Raw genomic sequence first — 19065 nt, 5'->3', positions numbered from 1 at the left:
GCTCGTAACGCCTCTGGACAATCCGGACCCGGCTATGGCGCGCCGGGCAATGCCAGTCAACCGGGACACTAGCCTATCCTGCCGCAGATCGCTTATCGGGAGCGCAGCAAAAATCGGCATTGCCCAGCAAAAAAAGAGGCTGGAGCAGTAAAAAAGGAATTGACTGTTTTACGGCTTGAGGTTTGGCGGCAGCGGAGGGTCTTCCCGCATCAGCGTAATGGTCACCCGCCGGTTGGCGGCCATGGTCGGATCATCGGGGAATAGCGGCTGGCTGTCTGCCTTGCCCGACACCGAGAAGATATGGGACGACGGCAGGCCTTCGCGTTCCAGAATCTGCCGAACGACATTGGCGCGATCGGCCGACAGATCGAATGCATCGTATTCGCTGCGCGCCGGCACGAAGCCCGCGGCGGTGTGACCGACGATAGCCACGCGCAGCGGTGTTGCCTTCAGCGGCCCGGCGAGCTTCTGCAGCAACAGACGTGTGCGCTCATAGGGAACCTTGGATCCGTCAGCAAACATCGAGCGGCCGTTCTGGTCGATGATTTCCAGATTGAGGCCCTGCTTGGTCTCCTCGAACATGATGTTCTTGGAGATCTCGTTGATCTCCGGCATGTCCTGCAGCGCCTGCCGCAGTGACGCCGAGGCGAGCGCGAATTCACGGTCCATCTTCAGCTTGGCGCCCGCGGGACGGCCGCCCTTCTCGCTCGGACTGGTAACGTTGGACGCATCGTCCGGCGACACATGGTCCTTGTTCTTCGTCTGGCCGCGCGTCGGCAGACCATCGGATTCGATCACGCCTGAATAACGCGCATCGGATTGCACGCCGAAGGCTTCGCGGACCGAGCCGGCAACGATCTTGAGTTTGGCGCCGTCAGGGCTGGAGAATGCCACGAGCATGACGAAGTAGCTGAGCAGCAGCGCCATCAGGTCGGCGAAGGTCACGAACCAGCCATGGCCGCCGTGTGCTTCTCCGCGTTTTTTCTTCGCCATCGGACGTGCTCCGAGCCTGCCTCCAGTGTGTTACGCTGGGACCGGCTCACTTTCGTCATGGCGGTGCTTCTCGGGCAGATAGGCCAGCAGCATTTCTCGGACCAGCGCCGGGCTCTTGGAGTCGCGGATCATCAGGATGCCGTCGATGATGAGCGTGCGGTTGGTCTCCTCATCGAGCACCTTGACGTGCAGTTTGTCGGCGATCGGCAAACAGATCAGGTTGCCGACGATAGCGCCGTACAATGTAGCGAGCAGCGCGACGGCCATGAACGGGCCGAGCTTGGACGGATCGGACATGTTCGAGAACATCTGCACCATGCCCAGCAGCGTACCGATCATGCCGAAGGCCGGCGCGCAATCGCCGATGGCGCGGTAGATCTTCGAGCCTTCATCGAGATGCATGAGGAAATTGTCGCGGTCGCGCTCGAGATTGTCGCGGATGAATTCGAGATCGTAACCGTCGGCAACGAAGCGGATTCCCTTGGCGAGGAATGCGTCATCAGTTTCGACTTTTTCGAGTCCGACCGGTCCCTGCTTCCTCGCGATTTCCGCGATGCGGGCGAGTTCGTCAACGAGATCGCGAGCGTTCAGGCGGCTCAGCGTGAATGCAAATTTGGCGCCGAGCGGAATGCCATGAAGGATGGACGAGAGCGGAAAGCGGATCAGCGTCGCGGCGAACGAACCACCGAAAATGATGATGACGGCGTGGATGTCGTAGAACATCCCGAAGCTGCCGCCCATGAGGACCAGGGTACACAGCACAATGATGCCAGCGACAAAACCGACGAGTGTTGTGATATCCATGTCAACTCCGACGCTATACACGTATCGAACGACGCCCGTCCTGGACGGCGGCACGCCTCGAGATCAGGCCGCGCAAAGGTACCTTAGCGATACTGCGATTAAGGACGCGTTACCGCTTCACGGTTCATTAACGACAGATTAATGACGTGCGTGCACGCGTGGAACGATACGGAAAGTTCGTTCAGCAGACCGATTGAGGGCGATTGCGCGGCGTCAAACAGCGCGCTGGACGACCACGAAAGTACGCGATCCCGGCGCGTGGGTCGGGTCATCGAGAAACTCGATCGGCTTGAGGCCGGCGGCCACGCAGAAGTCCGCGATCGTATTCTTCGGCAACGGCTTTGCACCGCGCCACGACGTGTCCGCGGTTAGCGGATCCTTACCGAGCATCATTTTCAGGCGCTGGATGACAGGCGTCGGGACGAACTTGGCGATATGCCAGAGGATCGTCGGATATTCGTGCGCCGTTCGGAAGTGAATGAGTCCAAGCGCGGATGGACGCAGGATGCGGGCAACCTCGACCAGATTGGCCTTCACGACGTCATGCGACGGCATGTGCTGAAAGACCTCATATGACCACACGAAATCGGCAGTTTCGGACGCTAAGGGAAACACGACGCCATTGCCGGCGACGAAGTCGAGATTGCTGAACGCCGCTGCCGCCGCCTTCGCTTTTTCCACCATGACGTCGGACACATCGATGCCAACAGCCCTGGTGAAACGCCGGCCAAGCGCCTGCGTGAAACGTCCGACACCGCAGCCGATATCGACCGCCGTCTTGCCGACGGGATCAACTGCATATTTTGCAAGAACAGGGTCGATCAGCAGCGTCGCGCGTTCGCGTCCGAGTGCGAAGAATTTTTCGGGATCGTGATCCCACAACTCGGTCTCGACGTAAAAGAACGGGTCACGATTTGCACGCTCATTCCAAGCTTTCTTCATATCCTTGGTCTGAGGCAATACCGTCTCCAATGTCCGTTTTTACGGCGGAACCGGCAGTTAGCCCGAAGCCCTCCGGCCGCGCAAGCAACCGGAGCTGGTTCGGGTTGATCGGCATCTAACCTTTATCGTTAGTCTTAATAGCCCCGGATTTCAGTGTATTTCCGACGAGCGCGCCATCGCCTCTTTCAGCTTCTCGAGCGTGAATGACGGGCTGCGCGCGATATCGAGAATGGGTGTCTCCCGCCGCCCGCACAGCTCTGCCGCTTCCGGCAGTTTCGCGGCGACATCGAGCGGGATCACAACCGCACCGTGCTGATCGGCATGGATCAGATCGTCCGAACGGACACTCATGCCGGCAACGCGTATTTCATTGCCGAACTCGCTCACATGCACATGCGCATGCGACGGACCGATCGTGCCGGCGAGCGCCTGGAAGTCCGGTGCCCATTGCGGGATATCGCGGATCGAGCCATCGGTGACCACACCGAGGCAACCGAGCGCCCTGTGGACGGCGCTGTTCACCTCGCCCCAGAACGCGCCATAGCCCGCGTCGGGCCCGTCGATATCCTGGATGACGCTGATGCGCGGACCGATGCCCGTACCGACATAGTCGTAGTAAGCGAGCCGCCGCGCCTTCTGCTCCGCGGCAGGCAGACCGGACGCCATGGTCGCGCGAATGGTCGCGGTGCGCGCATAGCCGACGATGGGCGGCAGATTGGGAAACGGACAAACCAGCGGACGCGTGGTGTAGCCGATCAGCCGGCGATCGGGGGCGACGATCTCCATCGCATTGCAGATGGTCGGCGTGTCGTAGCGGCCCAGTGCTTCTAGAACGGATGCGGGCAGCGGACCGGTCGCGGAATTCGTCACGGCGTTTCTCCTGTGGGTGATTATCGCATCCCGTCTTCGCGGGACGTCGTCGTCGCTGAGTGACTTCGGATATAGCCGACTTCAGTGCATGCCCAAAACGAAATGCAGCCGCTTTCGTCGTGGCTGCTATCGCGGGGGAAAGCGGCTGCATGAATTGTTCGCGAGATGGATAATCAGTTCAGGCGTGCGGGCCGATCATCCGGTGCGATCTCAGGTGCACCCGGCGTATAGGGCGGCGATGCATGGGGCCCCGCCGGATCGACAGGGACCACCGACTGCGCGGCGAGCGCACGTTCCTGATCGCGATACGATTTCCAGCCCAGCGGCAGGCTCAGCAGATACATGATCGAGAGCGCCGACAGGATGTGCCAGGGGTAGCCGATCAGCAGCGCGATGAAGAGCACGACGCCGACGAACACCGGCAGCACCAGCTCGCGCGGCACCCGCATGTTCACGGCCTTGCCGGAGAACACCGGCAGCCGCGACACCATCAGGAAGCCGACCAGCAGCGTGTAAAGGGTCGTCAGGATGGCCGGCGGCATCGGCGTGCCCAGGAAGCCCAGATAGATCGGCAGCATCACGGTGAGCGCGCCCAGCGGCGCCGGCATGCCCGTGAAAAAGTTCGCGGCAAAGGCCGGCTTGTCCGGATCGTCCATGGTGGCGTTGAAACGCGCCAGCCGCAGACTGCCGGCGATGGCGAACACCATCGCGGCGATCCAGCCGGCATTGCTGAGATCGTGGAGCTGCCAGAAATACAGGATCAGGCCAGGCGCCACACCGAAATTGACGAAGTCAGCCAGGCTGTCGAGTTCGGCGCCGAATTTGGACTGGCCCTTGATCATGCGGGCGACACGGCCATCGACACCATCGAGCACGGCGGCGAACACGATGGCCGCCACGGCCAGTTCCATCCGCCCCTCGGTGGACAGGCGGATCGCCGTCAGGCCGGCGCAGATAGCCAGCAGCGTGATCATGTTCGGCACCAGCATCCGGATCGGAATGGTCCGGAACCGGCGGCGGCGCGTCTCGGGAGACTGGTCAGGAGGCATTTGCATGGCGTGATCCTAGCAAATCCCACGCTGTTCCGCCATTGTGGCGTCCTGCCGCTCAAACCGGCAGGAAATCGGGGTTAATCACCCCCGCGGCCATCACCCCTGGGTTATCACCCGGGTTAATCGACGCGGTAGGTGCGGCCGCCGTCACCGATCCGGAAATCGGCCAGCACGGTCTCGCCGGCAATCGCGGTCTGCCCCACGGCCACCAGCGCCTTGCTGCCTTCCGGCAGGTAGATATCCAGCCGGGAGCCGAAACGGATCAGGCCAAAGCGCTCGCCGGCGCTCAGGGTCTGGCCCTCGCGCACGAAGGACACGATCCGGCGCGCCACAAGCCCGGCGATCTGCACCACGCCGATCCGGCCGCCGGGGGTCGAAATAACCAGCGAATTGCGCTCATTGTCCTCGCTCGCCTTGTCCAGCTCGGCATTGATGAACTTGCCCGGCCGATAGGCAATGCGCTCGATCCGGCCAGCCACCGGGCTGCGGTTCACATGGACGTTGAAGACGCTCATGAACACCGAGATGCGCAGCAGCGGCTGGTCGCCGAGGCCGAGTTCGGCCGGCGGCAGCACCGGCTGCACCATCGACACTTTCCCGTCGGCGGGCGACACCACGACACCCTCGCGGGTCGGGGTCACGCGCACCGGATCGCGGAAGAACAGCGCACACCAGACGGTCAGCAACGTGCCGATCCAGCCCAGCGGCGTCCAGATCCAGAACAGCACCAGGCTCGCCAGCGCAAAGGCGCCAATGAACGGATAGCCTTCCTTGTGGATCGGCGGGATCTGGCCACGGATGGAATTTGCGATGGACATTTAAGCTCTATCTTTCTTCCCCTCTCCCCCAAGCAGCGAAGCTGCGCAGGCGGGAGAGGGTGGCGCGACGCGTAGCGGCGTGCCGGGAGAGGGGGCTGGCGCGGAATGGCCAAGATGTTCAACGATCACCTCAAGCACTCCATCCGTGTTGTTGAACACCTCATTATTCCAGAACCGCAGAACGCGAAACCCTTGTTGTTGAAGCCATTGGTCTCGGGTTTGATCCGGTTTGCTGTCAGCATGCTGCCCGCCATCGACCTCAATGACGAGGCGCCGTTCAAGGCAGACGAAATCAACGATGTATCGCCCAATCGGCACCTGACGCTTGAATTTGAAGCTCTGAAATCGGTGGGCGCGCAGCCGATACCAAAGCTGCCGCTCGGCATCCGTCATGTTGGCGCGCAAAGCTTTGGCCTGATCCCTCGCCATGCCCCCCTCTCCCGTCTCGCCCGCTAACGCGGGCGATCCACCCTCTCCCGCCAAGCGCAGCTTCGCCGCGCTCGGGGGCGAGGGAAAGAGAAAGAATCACTCCGCCGCGTCAGGCGTCATCAGCCGGTCGTCATCGACCGGCGGTGGGGTGCGATTGGGGGCGATGGCATCATCGCCGATCTGGGCCAGCCGCTCACGGGCCTCCTGGGCCTCGCGTTGCCGGTTCCACATGCTGGCATAGAGACCGGCCGCGGCCAGCAACTGACCATGGGTACCGCGCTCGGCGATACGGCCCTGGTCGAGAACGATGATCTCGTCGGCGCCGACGATGGTGGACAGCCGATGCGCAATCACCAGCGAGGTGCGGCCCTGCGAGACCTTCTCCAGCGCGTCCTGGATCTCCTGCTCGGTATGGCTATCGAGCGCCGACGTCGCTTCATCGAGCAGCAGGATCGGCGGGCCCTTCAGCACGGTCCGCGCAATGGCCACGCGCTGCTTCTCGCCGCCGGAGAGTTTCAGGCCGCGCTCGCCCACTTCGGTCTCGTAGCCCTTTGGCGACATCCGGATGAACGGGTCGATCTGCGCCATACGGGCGGCTTCCTCGACCTCCGCGTCGGTTGCGTCCCAACGGCCATAGCGAATGTTGTAGCGGATGGTGTCGTTGAACAGCACGGTGTCCTGCGGGACCATGCCGATGGACTGGCGCAGCGAGGCCTGCGTGACATTGCGGATGTTCTGGCCATCGATGGAGATCGTGCCTCCCGATACATCATACAGTCGGAACAGCAGCCGCGAGATCGTCGACTTGCCGGCGCCCGACGGGCCGACGATGGCGACGGTCTTGCCGGCCGGCACATCGAAGGAGAGCCCCTTCAGGATCGGCCGCTCCGGGTCATAAGCGAAACGGACATCGTCGAAGCGCACAGCGCCCGATGTCACCAACAGCGGCATCGCACCCGGAATATCTTTCACTTCCGGATTGCGGTTCAGGACACCGAACATCTTCTCGATGTCGATGATCGCCTGCTTGATCTCGCGATACACCATGCCCATGAAATTCAGCGGCTGGTAGAGCTGGATCATCATGGCGTTGATCATGACGAAATCGCCCACCGTGTGGGTGCCGTTGCGCACGCCGACCGCGCACATCAGCATCGTCGATGTCAAACCGAGCGTGAAGATGATTGCCTGACCGGTATTGAGCACAGCCAGCGACGTATAGGTCTTGACGCTGGCGCGCTCGAAACGCTCAACGGTCTTGTCATAGCGCTCGGCCTCGCGCGTTTCAGCGCTGAAATATTTGACCGTCTCGTAGTTCAGCAGCGAGTCGATGGCCTTGGTATTCGCTTCGGTATCGGACTCATTCATGTTGCGGCGGATGGCGATGCGCCACTCGGTCGCCAGGTACGTATAGTACATGTAGACGACCACGGTGATCGCCACGACCAGCACATAGCGCCAGTCGAACTGCCACAGCAGCACACCCATCACCAGCAACAGCTCGACGATGGTCGGCACCAGTTGCAGGATCACCATCCGCACGATGACTTCGATGCCTGCGCGGCCGCGTTCGAGCACACGCGTCAGGCCACCGGTCTTGCGCTCCAGATGAAAGCGCAGCGACAGTTCGTGCATATGGACGAAGGTGAGATAGGCCAGCTTGCGCACCGCATGCATGGCCACCTTGGCAAAGATGCCGTCGCGCCACTGCGTGAAGATCGCCATCAGCACGCGGATCGCGCCGTAGCTGACGGTCATGGCGACCGGCGATGCGATCAGCCACAGCGTCCAGTTCGAGGACTGGACCGGAGCCGTATCGGCGCCGGTCAGCGCATCGATCGCCCATTTGAAGGTGAACGGCACCGTCAGGGTGGCCGCCTTGGCGACCAGCAGCAGCAGCATCGACCAGACGACGCGCATCTTCAGGTCGTCGCGGTCGCCCGGCCAGATATAGGGCCACAAATGGGCGAGCGTTCCGAACAGGGTGCCGCGCTCGATATAGGCCGGATTGGGAGCTGTCTCGTCGTTCAGCGCGGGATCGGAATCAGACATGCACGGCGCCTGGAACGAACGGAGCTGCGGCCCGGGGCCGGCTCAAAATGGAGGTCGATTTCATTAGAATGCATATAGGCGCTTTGCGGGAACGTCGCACCCTCGCGGAGCATTCTTTTCCCTGTAGAGAGGTGTCCCGGGCAGGAATTTCCCGTATCGCGTTCATTCCGTGTCTTGACGGTGTTATCCCGCAGTGCCACATGGATTTCATGAGCACAATTAAAACGATCTGCGTCTATTGCGGCTCCGGCCCCGGTACCAATCCCAGTTTCGTCGAATCAGCCGTCACGCTCGGCAAGATCATGGCCGAGCAAGGCATTGGCCTGGTCTATGGCGGCGGCTCCATCGGCCTGATGGGCGCGGTAGCCAAGTCCGTGCTGGACAATGGCGGACGGGTCACCGGCATCATCCCGGAATTCCTGACCAAGCGCGAAAACGCGCTGACCGCCGCCCAGGAACTGATTGTCACCCACGACATGCATGAGCGCAAACGGCTGATGTTCGAGCGGTCGGACGCTTTCGTCGCCCTGCCCGGCGGCATCGGCACGTTGGAAGAGCTGGTCGAACAGCTCACCTGGCAGCAGCTCGGCCGCCACAGCAAGCCGATCCTGATGGCCAATATCGATAACTTCTGGGAGCCGCTGCTCGAGCTGCTCAAACACATGCGCTCGACCGCCTTCATCCGGCCGACACTCCCGCTGGACGTGCTGACGGCCGACCGTGCCGAAGACATCCTGCCCCGGCTCCGCACCGCTGCGGCACTGGCCTCCGACGAAGCCAAGAAGCTGGCTCCGGACGTCGCGACGCGGCTCTGAGACCTGCTACGACGTGGTGGCGTCGTCCTTCGGGAACGTCACCACCTCGATGCGATTACCATCGGCATCGGCGATGAAAGTTGCATAGTAGCGCACGCGATCATGCGGCCGCAGCGAGGGCGCACTTTCCGAGACCCCGCCAGCGGCGATGGCTGCCGCATAAAACGCATCAACCTCATCCGTCGTCCTCGCGCGCAGGCAAAGATGCACACCGCTATCAAGCGGTAGCGGCGCCATGCCTGCACGCAGATTGAGCCAGACTTCCGGATAGCTCTTGCCGAACCCGACCATTGCCGGACGTGTCACCAGTCGGGTCATGCCAAGCGGCGCGAAGCTGCGCTCGTAGAATGCTACGGCCCGTTCGAGATTGCTGACCGCGATGGAGATGTGATCGATCATCGGTCTTCCTCCTCCCCCGCCTTCGTCATTCGATTTACGACGCCCCGGATTCGCCCAGCGTCTTCTGCATCGTGGTGTTGGCAAGCCACTCGTCATTCAGCGGCACGCTGTTGCGCTGTGTCGGGATATATCCGCGTTTCTTGAAGAAGGGCTCGGCGGTGTCGCTGGCATCGACGGTCAGCAGCTTGGCGCCGCGTGCACCTGCGAGCTTCTCGATCGCATCGATCAGCAGCGATGCCACACCCTGGAGGGCCGCATTCGGATGCACGTAAAGCAGATCGATGTGATTGGCGCCTTTCAGCGATGCAAAGCCGACCGGAACGCCGTCCAGCGTCGCAATCAGTGTGAGTTGCGACGCCAGCCGCTTGCCGAAGGCCACTTCGTCGTCGACCGTTGCAGCCCAGGCTTCCTGCTGCGCTTCGCTGTAGTCGTCGCCCGTCAATTCCTCGATGCTGGCCACGAAGATCGCAGCCGCAATTGCGGTGTCATCCGGCAGGAACGGTCGCAATGCCGGTTTCGCCTCGCCCATCGCGCTCACCAGAAATCCACCAGCTTCAGCGCCAGCGCGATGGCGCCGATGATCAATGCCCACTTGAGGGCGATGTAATATTTCCAGTGCTTTGGAAACGGTGTGTCGGGTCGGCTCATCGCGCGATCTCCCAGGTGGTGCCTTCCTTCGAGTCCTTGATGACGACGCCCATGGCGGCAAGTTCGTCGCGAATACGATCCGACTCCTTGAAGTCCTTGCGGGCCCGCGCGGCTGTGCGATCCGCAATCAAACCATCGACCTTTGCTGCATCGATCCCGCTGGCCTGTTGTTTGCGTCCATTCCATGCAGCAGCCGTTTCCGACAGGAAACCGAGCGCACGCAACGACGCTGCAAACTGGCTGCGATCGCCGTCATTGCCTGCGGCCGCACTGTTGCGAAGACCGTGCAGCGCTGCAACAGCCAGCGACGTGTTCAGATCGTCGAACATCGGCTCCATCACCTTGTCGGAGACGTCGCCACCTGTTGCATCCGCCGCGACCCAATACCAGTCATCGAGCGTCTTGGCGCTTTCTTCCAAACCTTTCACGGTCCAGTCGATCGGCGAACGATAGTGTGTCTTCAACATGTTCAGGCGCAGCACTTCGCCCGGCCAATCTTGCAGCAATTCGCGGATCGTGAAGAAATTGCCGAGGCTCTTCGACATCTTCTCGCCTTCGACCTGCAGGAAGCCGTTATGCATCCAGTAATTCGCCATCGCATGCGTACCGTGCGCGCAGCGCGATTGGGCGATTTCGTTTTCATGATGCGGGAAGATCAGGTCGAGGCCGCCGCCATGAATGTCGAAGATCGTGCCGAGATAGGCCTCCGCCATCGCCGAGCACTCGATGTGCCAGCCCGGACGGCCCCTGCCCCATGGGCTCTCCCAGCCGGGCTCTTCGGCGGATGATTGCTTCCACAACACGAAGTCGGTCGGATGCTTCTTGTGCGCATCGACGGCGACGCGCGCACCGGCCTGTTGGTCTTCAAGTTTGCGGCCGGAGAGTGCGCCATAGTCGGCCATAGACTGGGTGTCGAACAGCACTTCGCCCGCAGCCTCATAGGCGTGGCCGCGCGCGATCAATTCCCTGATCAGCGTCACCATATCGGTCTTGCCGTCGGGTCGCGGCAGCACGAAGTCCGTCGCCCGCGGCTGCACTGTCGGCAACAGGCAGCCCAGCGCTGCGACGTCGGCCTGAAACTGATTGGCCGTGGTCTCGGTGACACGGCGGATCGCCTCGTTCAGCGGCAAGCCCGGAAAATCGCGCAACGCGCGATCGTTGATCTTGTCGTCGACGTCGGTGATGTTGCGGACATAGGTGACTTTGTCGACTCCGTAGACGTGTCGCAGCAGCCGGTACAGCACGTCGAACACGATCACCGGGCGCGCATTGCCGATATGGGCGAAGTCGTAGACCGTCGGCCCGCAGACATACATCCGGACGTTGTCGGCATCGATCGGCGTGAAGACGCGCTTCTCGCGGGTCAGGGTGTCGTAAAGGCGCAGTTCCATGGATGTCCGTCCCTAGCGGCCGGGCGTCCTCTCATCCCTCTTGAGATTGATCTCGTGTGAGAAAAGACGGCCTCAGCCAGCGAATCGCTAGCTCTTAATCTCGCGGCAAATGCCACAAATGGCGAGAGAACCGTTCATCGGGGCACCATGGGGCAACCCCAGGTGGCCCGTCAAGGGTGTGGAACTATGCCGCAAAGGGCTGATTTCGGCCTCAATCCATCGCTACCCCGCCCATGGTTAATGATTATTAATCTTTTGGGCGTATCGAATGAGGGCGAATTTCCTCATTCATTCGGTGAGTTATGAAATCCATTTCAGTCGTTCTGACGGCGGCATTTGTTCTGGCCGCTTCCTCGGCCTTTGCCGATTCCCGCGTCTTCATCATCGCCAACCAGTCTGACGGTTACGGTATCGACCAGTGCCTCGCCCGCGGCGAGAAGTGCGGCGCGCATGCCGCCCTGTCCTATTGCAAATCGCGCGCCTTCGACCAGGCAGTCGCCTATCGCCGCGTCGATCCCGATGAAGTGACCGGCTCGGTCCCGACGTCAGGCAGCGCCTGCCATCACGGCAAATGCGACGAATTCGTTGCAATTACCTGCCAGCGCTGACATCCCCCGGCCTGCGACTTTCTTGCGTCATGCCTGCGGCCACAGTGAGGCCCCGGAAACGACGTGACCCTGCCGCGAGAAGCAGCTATGGAAAGCCGCGTTCGCCGCCGCATTTTCATCGCGCGCGTCTGGCAACGTCGGCGAGAGGTTGGCGGCGGTATCGACGCGCGATGCCGCACCACCCCGCTTGTTTCTGTCTCGCTCGCTTCTGACTCGCGCATTGGCCGGATATGTCTGACACTGTGACTGCTTCCCTTTCTCGCTGGGCTTTCGTTGGTGCCGCACTGGTTGGTGCGCTGTCGCTGGGCACTCCTGCATCGGCGCAGAACGGACCGCCCCCGGGCTATCCCGCGCAGCAGGTCTATCCGCCGAGCCAGGCGCAGCAGCAGGGCTCCGCCAATCCGATGTGCGGGCGCCTTGAGGCGCAGCTCGCGACCATCGATCGCGGCAACGGCCTCGATCCCGCACGCGCCGAACAGCTTCGCCGCTATGAGGACGCCGCGTCCAAGCAGCAGAGCGAGCTCGACCGCGTCTCGGCACAGGCCAAGCGGATGGGCTGCGACAGTTCCGGCTTCTTCTCGCTGTTCAATGGCCAGTCGCAGCAATGCGGCCCGGTCAACAATCAGATCCAGCAGATGCGCGGCAATCTAGATCAGATCACCAGCAATCTCGAACGCCTGCGCGTCGGCACGCCCGGCAGTTCGGACCGTGATACCCAGCGCCGCTCGGTGCTGCTGGCCCTCGCGCAGAACAATTGCGGCCCGCAATACGCCGCCGCTGCGCAGCGCGCCGCGCCACAGAACTCAGGCCCCGGCGGTTTCCTGAGCAATCTGTTCGGCAACAACGAGCCAAGCCCCGGCGCGGCGCCGCTGGACGGCAATATGTCGCCCGTTCCGTCCGGCACCTATCGCACCGTCTGCGTGCGCACCTGCGATGGCTTCTATTTCCCGATCTCGTTCGCGACGATCCCCGCGCGTTTCGGCGATGACGAGCGGACCTGCAAGAACCTCTGCCCGGCCTCCGACGCCAACCTGTTCACCTATCGCAATCCCGGCGAGGACATGAACTCGGCCGTCTCGGTTTCGGGACAGCCCTATTCGTCGTCGCCGAACGCTTTCAAGTATCGCACCGAATTCAATCCGTCGTGCTCCTGCAAGGCGCAAGGCCAGACGTGGTCCGAAGCGTTGAAGAATGTCGACGACAAATCGGCAGCGGAGAATGGCGACATCATCGTCACCGAGGAACGTGCCAAGCGGATGTCGCAGCCGCAAAAGGGCACGCCTGCCGCCTTGAAGAAGGGCGCAGCACCGGAGGCGCCTGCAGCAGCAGTTCCCGCGCAACCGGCGGCGCCGTCCACACCGGGCCAGATCCGCACGGTCGGTCCGCAATTCCTGCCGAACAACGCGCCGCGTTAAGCCTCGGGTCCTCGCCGGGCCAGGCGGGGCGACGACGGCACGGCCCTTGCGTCCAGCTTCGGACAACCTCCGAACGGTAGGCTCACGCCAAACCGCGAGGGTGTTCGGATGGTCTCGACTTATCTCAACTATAATATCGTCTCCCGCAATCTCACCCAATCGCTGACGCGGATCTCGCAACAGGCCACCGTCTCGCGGGATACGGCCTATTACAAGGAGAACATCGGCAAGGTGAAAACCGTCGATGATCTCCTGAACGACTATCGGCTCTATACCTATGCAACGACGGCCTATGGTCTGGACGACATGGCCTATGCCAAGGCCTTCCTGCGCAAGGTGCTGGAAAGTGATCTCTCCGACGCCAACAGTTTTGCCAACAAGCTGAGCGACAAGCGCTACCGGGATTTCGCAGCGGCCTTCCCCTTCGGGACCACCAGCAGCAGCACCAACACCGCCCAGTCCGAGAACCAGGCCGACGACATGATCGGTCTGTACACGGCCGTAGCGCAGCGCGGGGTCGATGCCATCGACGCGAACAAGAACTACTACAATCTCACGATCGGAAAGATCACCAACGTCAATGGCCTGCTCGCCGACGACAAGCTGCGCGATTATGTTTTCTCGGCCTTCGGAATCGACAAGAATCGCTGGTCCCACGACACGATCAGCAAGGTGCTGAGCAGCGATCCGTCCGATCCGAACAGCTATGTCAATTCCGTTTGGGTGTCGCAGAAAGCCGACATCAATGCGAATATCACCAAAGCCCAGGCAGCGATGCTCGATGCCGCCAGCAAGATCGACACATACATGGCGGCATTGAAACAGCCGGGCGCCGATATGGCCGACCTGCGCCAGAAGATCGAGCTGGAGCGCACGCGCGGATCGATGAATGAGGTCAGCATCCTCAGCTATAAGGATGCACTCGAGACAATCGACAGCTATGTGGCGCTTGCCGGCGCTTTCGAGTTCTCGCCCGACGGCACATTGCCCACCGGAACGTCTGCCCAGACAGCCGCGCAGCTGAGCAACACCCATGCCAAATATGTCAACAGCCAGGGCGCGACCTATCTCGCAGCGGACGAAAAGTACGCGGCATCGCTCATCAAGCAGTATCGCTCCGGTCTAGCCAAGGTGACCACGGTCGATGCCTTTCTCAAGACGCCAAACGTCTATAATTTTGCTCTGAAATCATTTGGTCTCGATCCCGAAGAGGTTTCGCCGACGATCATCAAAAATGTACTCAAAAGCGATCCGGACGATCCCAAGAGCTACGTGAACAAGCTGCACGACGACCGATACGTTCAGCTCGCTCGGGCATTCAATTTCGACAGCAGCGGAAATATCACGACGCCCGTGGTGGCGCAGGACGCGGCGGAAGTCACCCAGGTGATGAAGGACTACATCATCGCCAAGACACGCTTCACGAAGGACAAGGAACAGGCCGAGCTGCGCAAGGCGGCCGACAAGGACGCGGTCTATTATCAGAAGAACATCGCCAATATCGAGAGCGTGAAGGATCTGCTCGCCGACAGGAAGCTCATCGACATCGCGCTCGTCGCCAAGGACCTCGACCCCGCCAAGGTGACCACCGCCGATCTGCGCAAGATGTTCGATTCCGACCTGAACGACCCCAAGAGCTTCGTCAACACGCAGAAGGATCCGCGTTTCGCGGAGCTGGTGGCCTCGTTCAATTTCGACGACGACGGCGAGATCGCGCGGCTGCCGAAATTCGGGCCGCAGACCCGCGACCAGTTCATGGAAATCCAGCACAAATATCTGCAGCAGACGCTGGAGACGCAGCAGGGCGAAAGCAATCCGGGCGTCCGGCTCGCGCTCTACTTCGAGCGCAAGGCGCCGAGCATCACCTCGGCCTATGACCTGCTTGCAGACAAGGCACTGGCGGAAGTGTTCCGCACCATCTTCAGCCTGCCGGACGAGGTCGGCGCGATGGATATCGATCGGCAGGCCAAGGTGGTGGAGAAACACCTCAATCTGAAGGACCTCGCCGATCCCGCCAAGCTGGCCAAACTGCTGAACCGTTTCTCGGCGCTGTATGACATCAAGAACAGCACCAGCGCCGCATCCTCACCCGTCGTCACCCTGTTTCAGGGCGGTGGCGTCCTGAGCGATTCAACCTTTGCGGCGGTGGCCAAAACGGCGCGGTGACGGGATCACGCGCCGATACACGACGGGTTTGTGGGGCGTCATTCGCCCTACAGCTTCATTCAAACGCTTCGCTGATGCCCTTGCCGGGCCGCGTCACCAGGTCCTCATCGGGCTTCGGCAACGGATTGGCCAGATCGCGAAACTTGTTGGTGATCGGATAGCGGCGATCCCTGCCAAAGTTCTTCCGCGTCACTTTCACGCCCGGTGCCGCCTGCCGGCGCTTGTATTCGGCGATGTTGAGCAGCCGATCGATGCGCGTCACAACGTCTTTCTCGTAACCGGCCGCGACGATCTCCGACAGCGGTTCCTCGCGCTCGACCAGACGTTCGAGAATACCATCGAGAATATCGTAGGGGGGTAGCGAGTCTTGGTCGGTCTGGTTTTCGCGCAGTTCGGCCGTGGGCGGACGGATAATGATGTTGTTGGGGATCACTTCGCCATCAGGACCGAGCGCGCCTTCGGGCTTCCATGAATTGCGCAAGGTCGAGATACGGAACACCTGGGTCTTGTAGAGATCCTTGATCGGATTGAATCCGCCATTCATGTCGCCATAGAGCGTGGCATAGCCGACCGACATTTCCGACTTGTTACCTGTCGTGACGACCATCGCGCCGGTCTTGTTGGAGACGGCCATCAACAGCGTACCACGGGTGCGCGCCTGCAGGTTCTCTTCGGTGATGTCGCGCGCGAGACCCTTGAAGGTATCGGCAAGGATCTTCTCGAAGCCGTTGACCGCATCGGCGATGGGCAGGATCTCGTAACGGAAACCCAGCGCCTTCGCGAGCTTGTCGGCATCGTCGAGCGACACCTGCGCGGTGTAGCGGAATGGCAGCATGATGCCGCGCACGCGGTCGGCGCCGAGCGCATCCACGGCGATCGCGGCGCAAAGCGCGGAGTCGATACCGCCGGAGATGCCCATCAGCACGCCGGGGAAGCCGTTCTTGTTGACGTAATCGCGCAGGCCGAGCACGCAGGCGGCATAGTCGCCCTCGTCGCCTTCCGGTACCGGTGCGATCGGTCCGTCGCAGCGCCAGTGGCCGTCGATCTTCTCGAATGTCAGCGTCGTGATGCTCTCGGTGAAGGACGGCAATTGCGCACCCAGCGAGCGGTCGGCATTGAGCACGAAGCTCGCGCCGTCGAACACCAGTTCGTCCTGACCGCCGACCTGATTAAGGTAGATCATCGGCAGATGGCTCTCGGTAACGCGGGCGACCTGCACCGACAAGCGCAGATCCGTCTTGCCCCGGGCGTAAGGCGAACCGTTCGGCACGATCAGGATTTCGGCGCCGGTCTCGGTCAGCGTCTCGACCACGTCTTCGTAGTCGGCGGACTCTTCCATCCAGGTATCTTCGCAGATCGGCACGCCGACACGCAGGCCGCGGATGGTGACGGGTCCCGAGACCGAGCCGCGCGCGAAGACGCGTTTTTCGTCGAACACACCGTAATTCGGCAGATTGACCTTGAAACGGATCGCGGCAATGCGGCCTTCGTCGAGCAGCGCGCAGGCATTGTAGAGCTTGCCGCCATCGACCCAGGGCGAGCCGATCAACACAGCCGGACCACCGTCCGCGGTCTCGCGCGCCAGCTCCTCGATGGCCGCGCGGCAGGCCGCCTGAAATGCCGGCTTCAGCACCAGATCTTCCGGCGGATAGCCGGCAATGAACAATTCAGGAAACACGATCAACGTCGCGCCGTCGGCTTTGGCCTGCGCCCGCGCAGCGCGCGCCTTGGCGGCATTGCCGGTGATATCACCGACGATGGGATTGAGCTGGGCGAGTGTGACGGTGAAGCGCGTCAATTCTGTCATGGAAACATCCAAGCCTACCGGCTCACCCTTCGCAACTGCAGGATTAGAAGATGCCTATGCGCTCACCGAGCGCATACAGCCAGGTCATGCCGGCGATCACAAGTGCGACGCCGACGGCCGCCGATCCCATGTCCTTCACACGCCCGATTTGCGGATCGTGTTCGGTAGTGAGCCGGTCGGCCAGTTTCTCGATGGCGGTGTTGAGCAGTTCGACGGTGAGCAGCAGCAAAACCACCGCCACCAGCTCGAGCCGACGCGCTGCGGTGGTCCCGATGAGAAACGACAAAGGCACCGCGAGGAGCAGTGCAAACAGCTCCTCGCGAATGGCCTGCTCCGATCGCGTCGCGAAGGTCAGGCCATTCCAGGTGTTGATGCAGGCCCGCCAGAGGCGCGACAAGTTTAGAGACCCGATGCCACCGGCAGCGGCTCCGCCCTGTCGACGCGGGACGTCTTCAGCAATTCGGCGATCAGGAACGCCATGTCGATGGACTGCTCGGCATTCAGACGGGGATCGCAGACCGTGTGGTAGCGGTCGTTGAGGTCCTCATCCGAAATAGCGCGCGCGCCACCGGTGCATTCCGTCACGTTCTGGCCGGTCATCTCCAGATGCACGCCGCCCGGATGAGTGCCTTCGGCGGCATGGATCTGGAAGAACGACTTCACTTCCGAGAGGATACGATCGAACGGACGGGTCTTGTAACCCGAGTTCGACGTGATGGTGTTGCCGTGCATCGGATCGCACGACCATACCACCGAGCGCCCTTCCTTCTGCACCGCGCGGATGAAGCCCGGCAGATGCTCCCCAACCTTCTCGTGGCCAAAGCGGTTGATCAGCGTCAGGCGGCCGGGCTCATTGTCCGGATTGAGGACGTCGATCAGCTTGATCAGTTCATCCGGCTTCAGCGACGGGCCGCACTTCAGGCCGATCGGGTTCTTGATGCCGCGGAAATATTCCACATGGGCATGATCGAGCTGCCGCGTGCGGTCGCCGATCCAGATCATATGGCCCGAGGTCGCGTACCAGTCGCCGGTCGTGGAATCGACGCGCGTGAAGGCCTGCTCATAGCCGAGCAACAGCGCTTCGTGGCTGGTGTAGAAATCCGTCGACCGCAGTTCCGGGTGGCTTTCCAGATTGAGGCCGCAGGCGCGCATGAAGTTCAGCGCGTCCGAGATGCGGTCAGCCAGTTCCTTGTAACGGCGCGACTGCTGTGAATCCTTCAGGAAGCCGAGCATCCACTGGTGCACGCTGCCGAGGTTGGCGAAGCCGCCGGTCGCGAAAGCGCGCAGCAGATTCAGCGTCGCCGCCGACTGGCGATAGGCCATCAGCTGGCGCTGCGGATCGGGCACGCGGGATTCTGGCGTGAAGGCGATGTCATTGATGATATCACCGCGATAGCTCGGCAGTTCGACGCCGTTGAGCTTCTCCATCGGCGAGGACCGCGGCTTGGCGAACTGGCCGGCGATACGGCCGATCTTCACCACGGGCAGCGCGCCGGCATAGGTCAGCACCACCGACATCTGCAGGAAGGCGCGGAAGAAATCGCGGATATTGTTGGCGCCGTGCTCGGCAAAGCTCTCGGCGCAATCGCCGCCCTGCAGCAGGAAGGCCTCGCCCGCAGCCACGCGGGCGAGCGACTTCTTCAGATTGCGGGCTTCGCCTGCAAAAACCAGCGGCGGAAACGTGGCAAGCTGCGCCTCGACATCGCCAAGGGCCTTGAGATCCGGGTATTCCGGCATTTGCAGCACGGGCTTGCTGCGCCAGCTATCGGGCGTCCACCGCTCGGACATCACTTCTCTCCTGAAAACCGCGCTTTATGGCTGCGGAGGCCGCGTTATACACAGCACAGATGGGGATC

The 19065-nt window shown here is 61.8% G+C and carries 18 protein-coding genes; 4 read left to right on the top strand and 14 right to left on the bottom strand.

Annotated features, from left to right (window positions below):
• Window positions 1-168: 168 nt before the first annotated feature.
• From AB8B02_RS07790 to AB8B02_RS07755, 8 genes are all read right to left on the bottom strand, one after another.
• Window positions 169-993: an OmpA/MotB family protein gene (locus AB8B02_RS07790; RefSeq protein ID WP_315841660.1), complete on the bottom strand. Its 825-nt coding sequence runs from the start codon at window positions 991-993 to the stop codon at window positions 169-171.
• 30 nt (window positions 994-1023) lie between these two features.
• Entirely contained in the window at window positions 1024-1797 is a 774-nt protein-coding gene (locus AB8B02_RS07785) for a motility protein A (RefSeq protein WP_068730581.1), read from the bottom strand.
• 213 nt (window positions 1798-2010) lie between these two features.
• On the bottom strand, window positions 2011-2739 hold the full coding sequence (locus tag AB8B02_RS07780) for a class I SAM-dependent methyltransferase (protein WP_439063603.1): 729 nt from the start codon (window positions 2737-2739) through the stop codon (window positions 2011-2013).
• A gap of 150 nt (window positions 2740-2889) precedes the next feature.
• Window positions 2890-3609, bottom strand: coding sequence for an RraA family protein (locus AB8B02_RS07775; RefSeq protein ID WP_309944514.1), 720 nt, complete (start codon window positions 3607-3609; stop codon window positions 2890-2892).
• 173 nt (window positions 3610-3782) lie between these two features.
• Window positions 3783-4658: a CDP-diacylglycerol--serine O-phosphatidyltransferase gene (pssA, locus tag AB8B02_RS07770; protein ID WP_439064609.1), complete on the bottom strand. Its 876-nt coding sequence runs from the start codon at window positions 4656-4658 to the stop codon at window positions 3783-3785.
• A gap of 122 nt (window positions 4659-4780) precedes the next feature.
• Entirely contained in the window at window positions 4781-5479 is a 699-nt protein-coding gene (locus AB8B02_RS07765) for a phosphatidylserine decarboxylase (protein ID WP_439063602.1), read from the bottom strand.
• Window positions 5480-5872 (bottom strand): endonuclease domain-containing protein, encoded by a 393-nt coding sequence (locus AB8B02_RS07760; protein ID WP_349636631.1) that lies wholly within the window; start codon window positions 5870-5872, stop codon window positions 5480-5482.
• A gap of 132 nt (window positions 5873-6004) precedes the next feature.
• A complete protein-coding gene (locus tag AB8B02_RS07755; protein ID WP_439063601.1) occupies window positions 6005-7960 on the bottom strand; it encodes an ABCB family ABC transporter ATP-binding protein/permease in 1956 nt (651 codons plus the stop codon).
• 209 nt (window positions 7961-8169) lie between these two features.
• On the opposite strand from AB8B02_RS07755, the gene AB8B02_RS07750 reads away from it, so the two are divergent.
• A complete protein-coding gene (locus tag AB8B02_RS07750; protein WP_092151626.1) occupies window positions 8170-8775 on the top strand; it encodes a TIGR00730 family Rossman fold protein in 606 nt (201 codons plus the stop codon).
• A gap of 6 nt (window positions 8776-8781) precedes the next feature.
• Here the strand turns inward: AB8B02_RS07750 and AB8B02_RS07745 are convergent, their stop codons facing one another.
• The 3 genes from AB8B02_RS07745 to cysS form a co-directional block, all read right to left on the bottom strand.
• Entirely contained in the window at window positions 8782-9174 is a 393-nt protein-coding gene (locus AB8B02_RS07745) for a VOC family protein (protein ID WP_439063600.1), read from the bottom strand.
• Between the two features lie 34 nt (window positions 9175-9208).
• Window positions 9209-9703 (bottom strand): GNAT family N-acetyltransferase, encoded by a 495-nt coding sequence (locus AB8B02_RS07740; RefSeq protein WP_093758913.1) that lies wholly within the window; start codon window positions 9701-9703, stop codon window positions 9209-9211.
• Window positions 9704-9818: 115 nt separating this feature from the next.
• On the bottom strand, window positions 9819-11213 hold the full coding sequence (cysS, locus tag AB8B02_RS07735) for a cysteine--tRNA ligase (RefSeq protein ID WP_439063599.1): 1395 nt from the start codon (window positions 11211-11213) through the stop codon (window positions 9819-9821).
• 302 nt (window positions 11214-11515) lie between these two features.
• Between cysS and AB8B02_RS07730 the strand changes: the two genes are divergently transcribed.
• From AB8B02_RS07730 to AB8B02_RS07720, 3 genes are all read left to right on the top strand, one after another.
• A complete protein-coding gene (locus tag AB8B02_RS07730; protein WP_089267154.1) occupies window positions 11516-11821 on the top strand; it encodes a hypothetical protein in 306 nt (101 codons plus the stop codon).
• Window positions 11822-12051: 230 nt separating this feature from the next.
• Entirely contained in the window at window positions 12052-13236 is a 1185-nt protein-coding gene (locus AB8B02_RS07725) for a DUF2865 domain-containing protein (RefSeq protein WP_439063598.1), read from the top strand.
• Between the two features lie 108 nt (window positions 13237-13344).
• Entirely contained in the window at window positions 13345-15402 is a 2058-nt protein-coding gene (locus AB8B02_RS07720; RefSeq protein WP_439063597.1) for a DUF1217 domain-containing protein, read from the top strand.
• A gap of 55 nt (window positions 15403-15457) precedes the next feature.
• Here the strand turns inward: AB8B02_RS07720 and AB8B02_RS07715 are convergent, their stop codons facing one another.
• Genes AB8B02_RS07715 through AB8B02_RS07705 form a run of 3 tightly spaced genes read right to left on the bottom strand, consistent with a single transcriptional unit; the run spans window position 15458 to window position 18997 of the window.
• Window positions 15458-17209, bottom strand: coding sequence for an NAD+ synthase (locus tag AB8B02_RS07715; protein WP_439063596.1), 1752 nt, complete (start codon window positions 17207-17209; stop codon window positions 15458-15460).
• A gap of 43 nt (window positions 17210-17252) precedes the next feature.
• Window positions 17253-17606 (bottom strand): diacylglycerol kinase, encoded by a 354-nt coding sequence (locus AB8B02_RS07710; protein WP_120291006.1) that lies wholly within the window; start codon window positions 17604-17606, stop codon window positions 17253-17255.
• 2 nt (window positions 17607-17608) lie between these two features.
• Window positions 17609-18997, bottom strand: a complete 1389-nt coding sequence (locus tag AB8B02_RS07705; protein ID WP_439063595.1) for a class II 3-deoxy-7-phosphoheptulonate synthase — start codon at window positions 18995-18997, stop codon at window positions 17609-17611.
• Window positions 18998-19065: the final 68 nt, after the last annotated feature.

The organism is Tardiphaga sp. 862_B3_N4_1 (genome assembly GCF_051811085.1).
Taxonomy (GTDB): domain Bacteria; phylum Pseudomonadota; class Alphaproteobacteria; order Rhizobiales; family Xanthobacteraceae; genus Tardiphaga; species Tardiphaga robiniae.
This window is presented reverse-complemented; position numbering and strand designations above follow the sequence as displayed.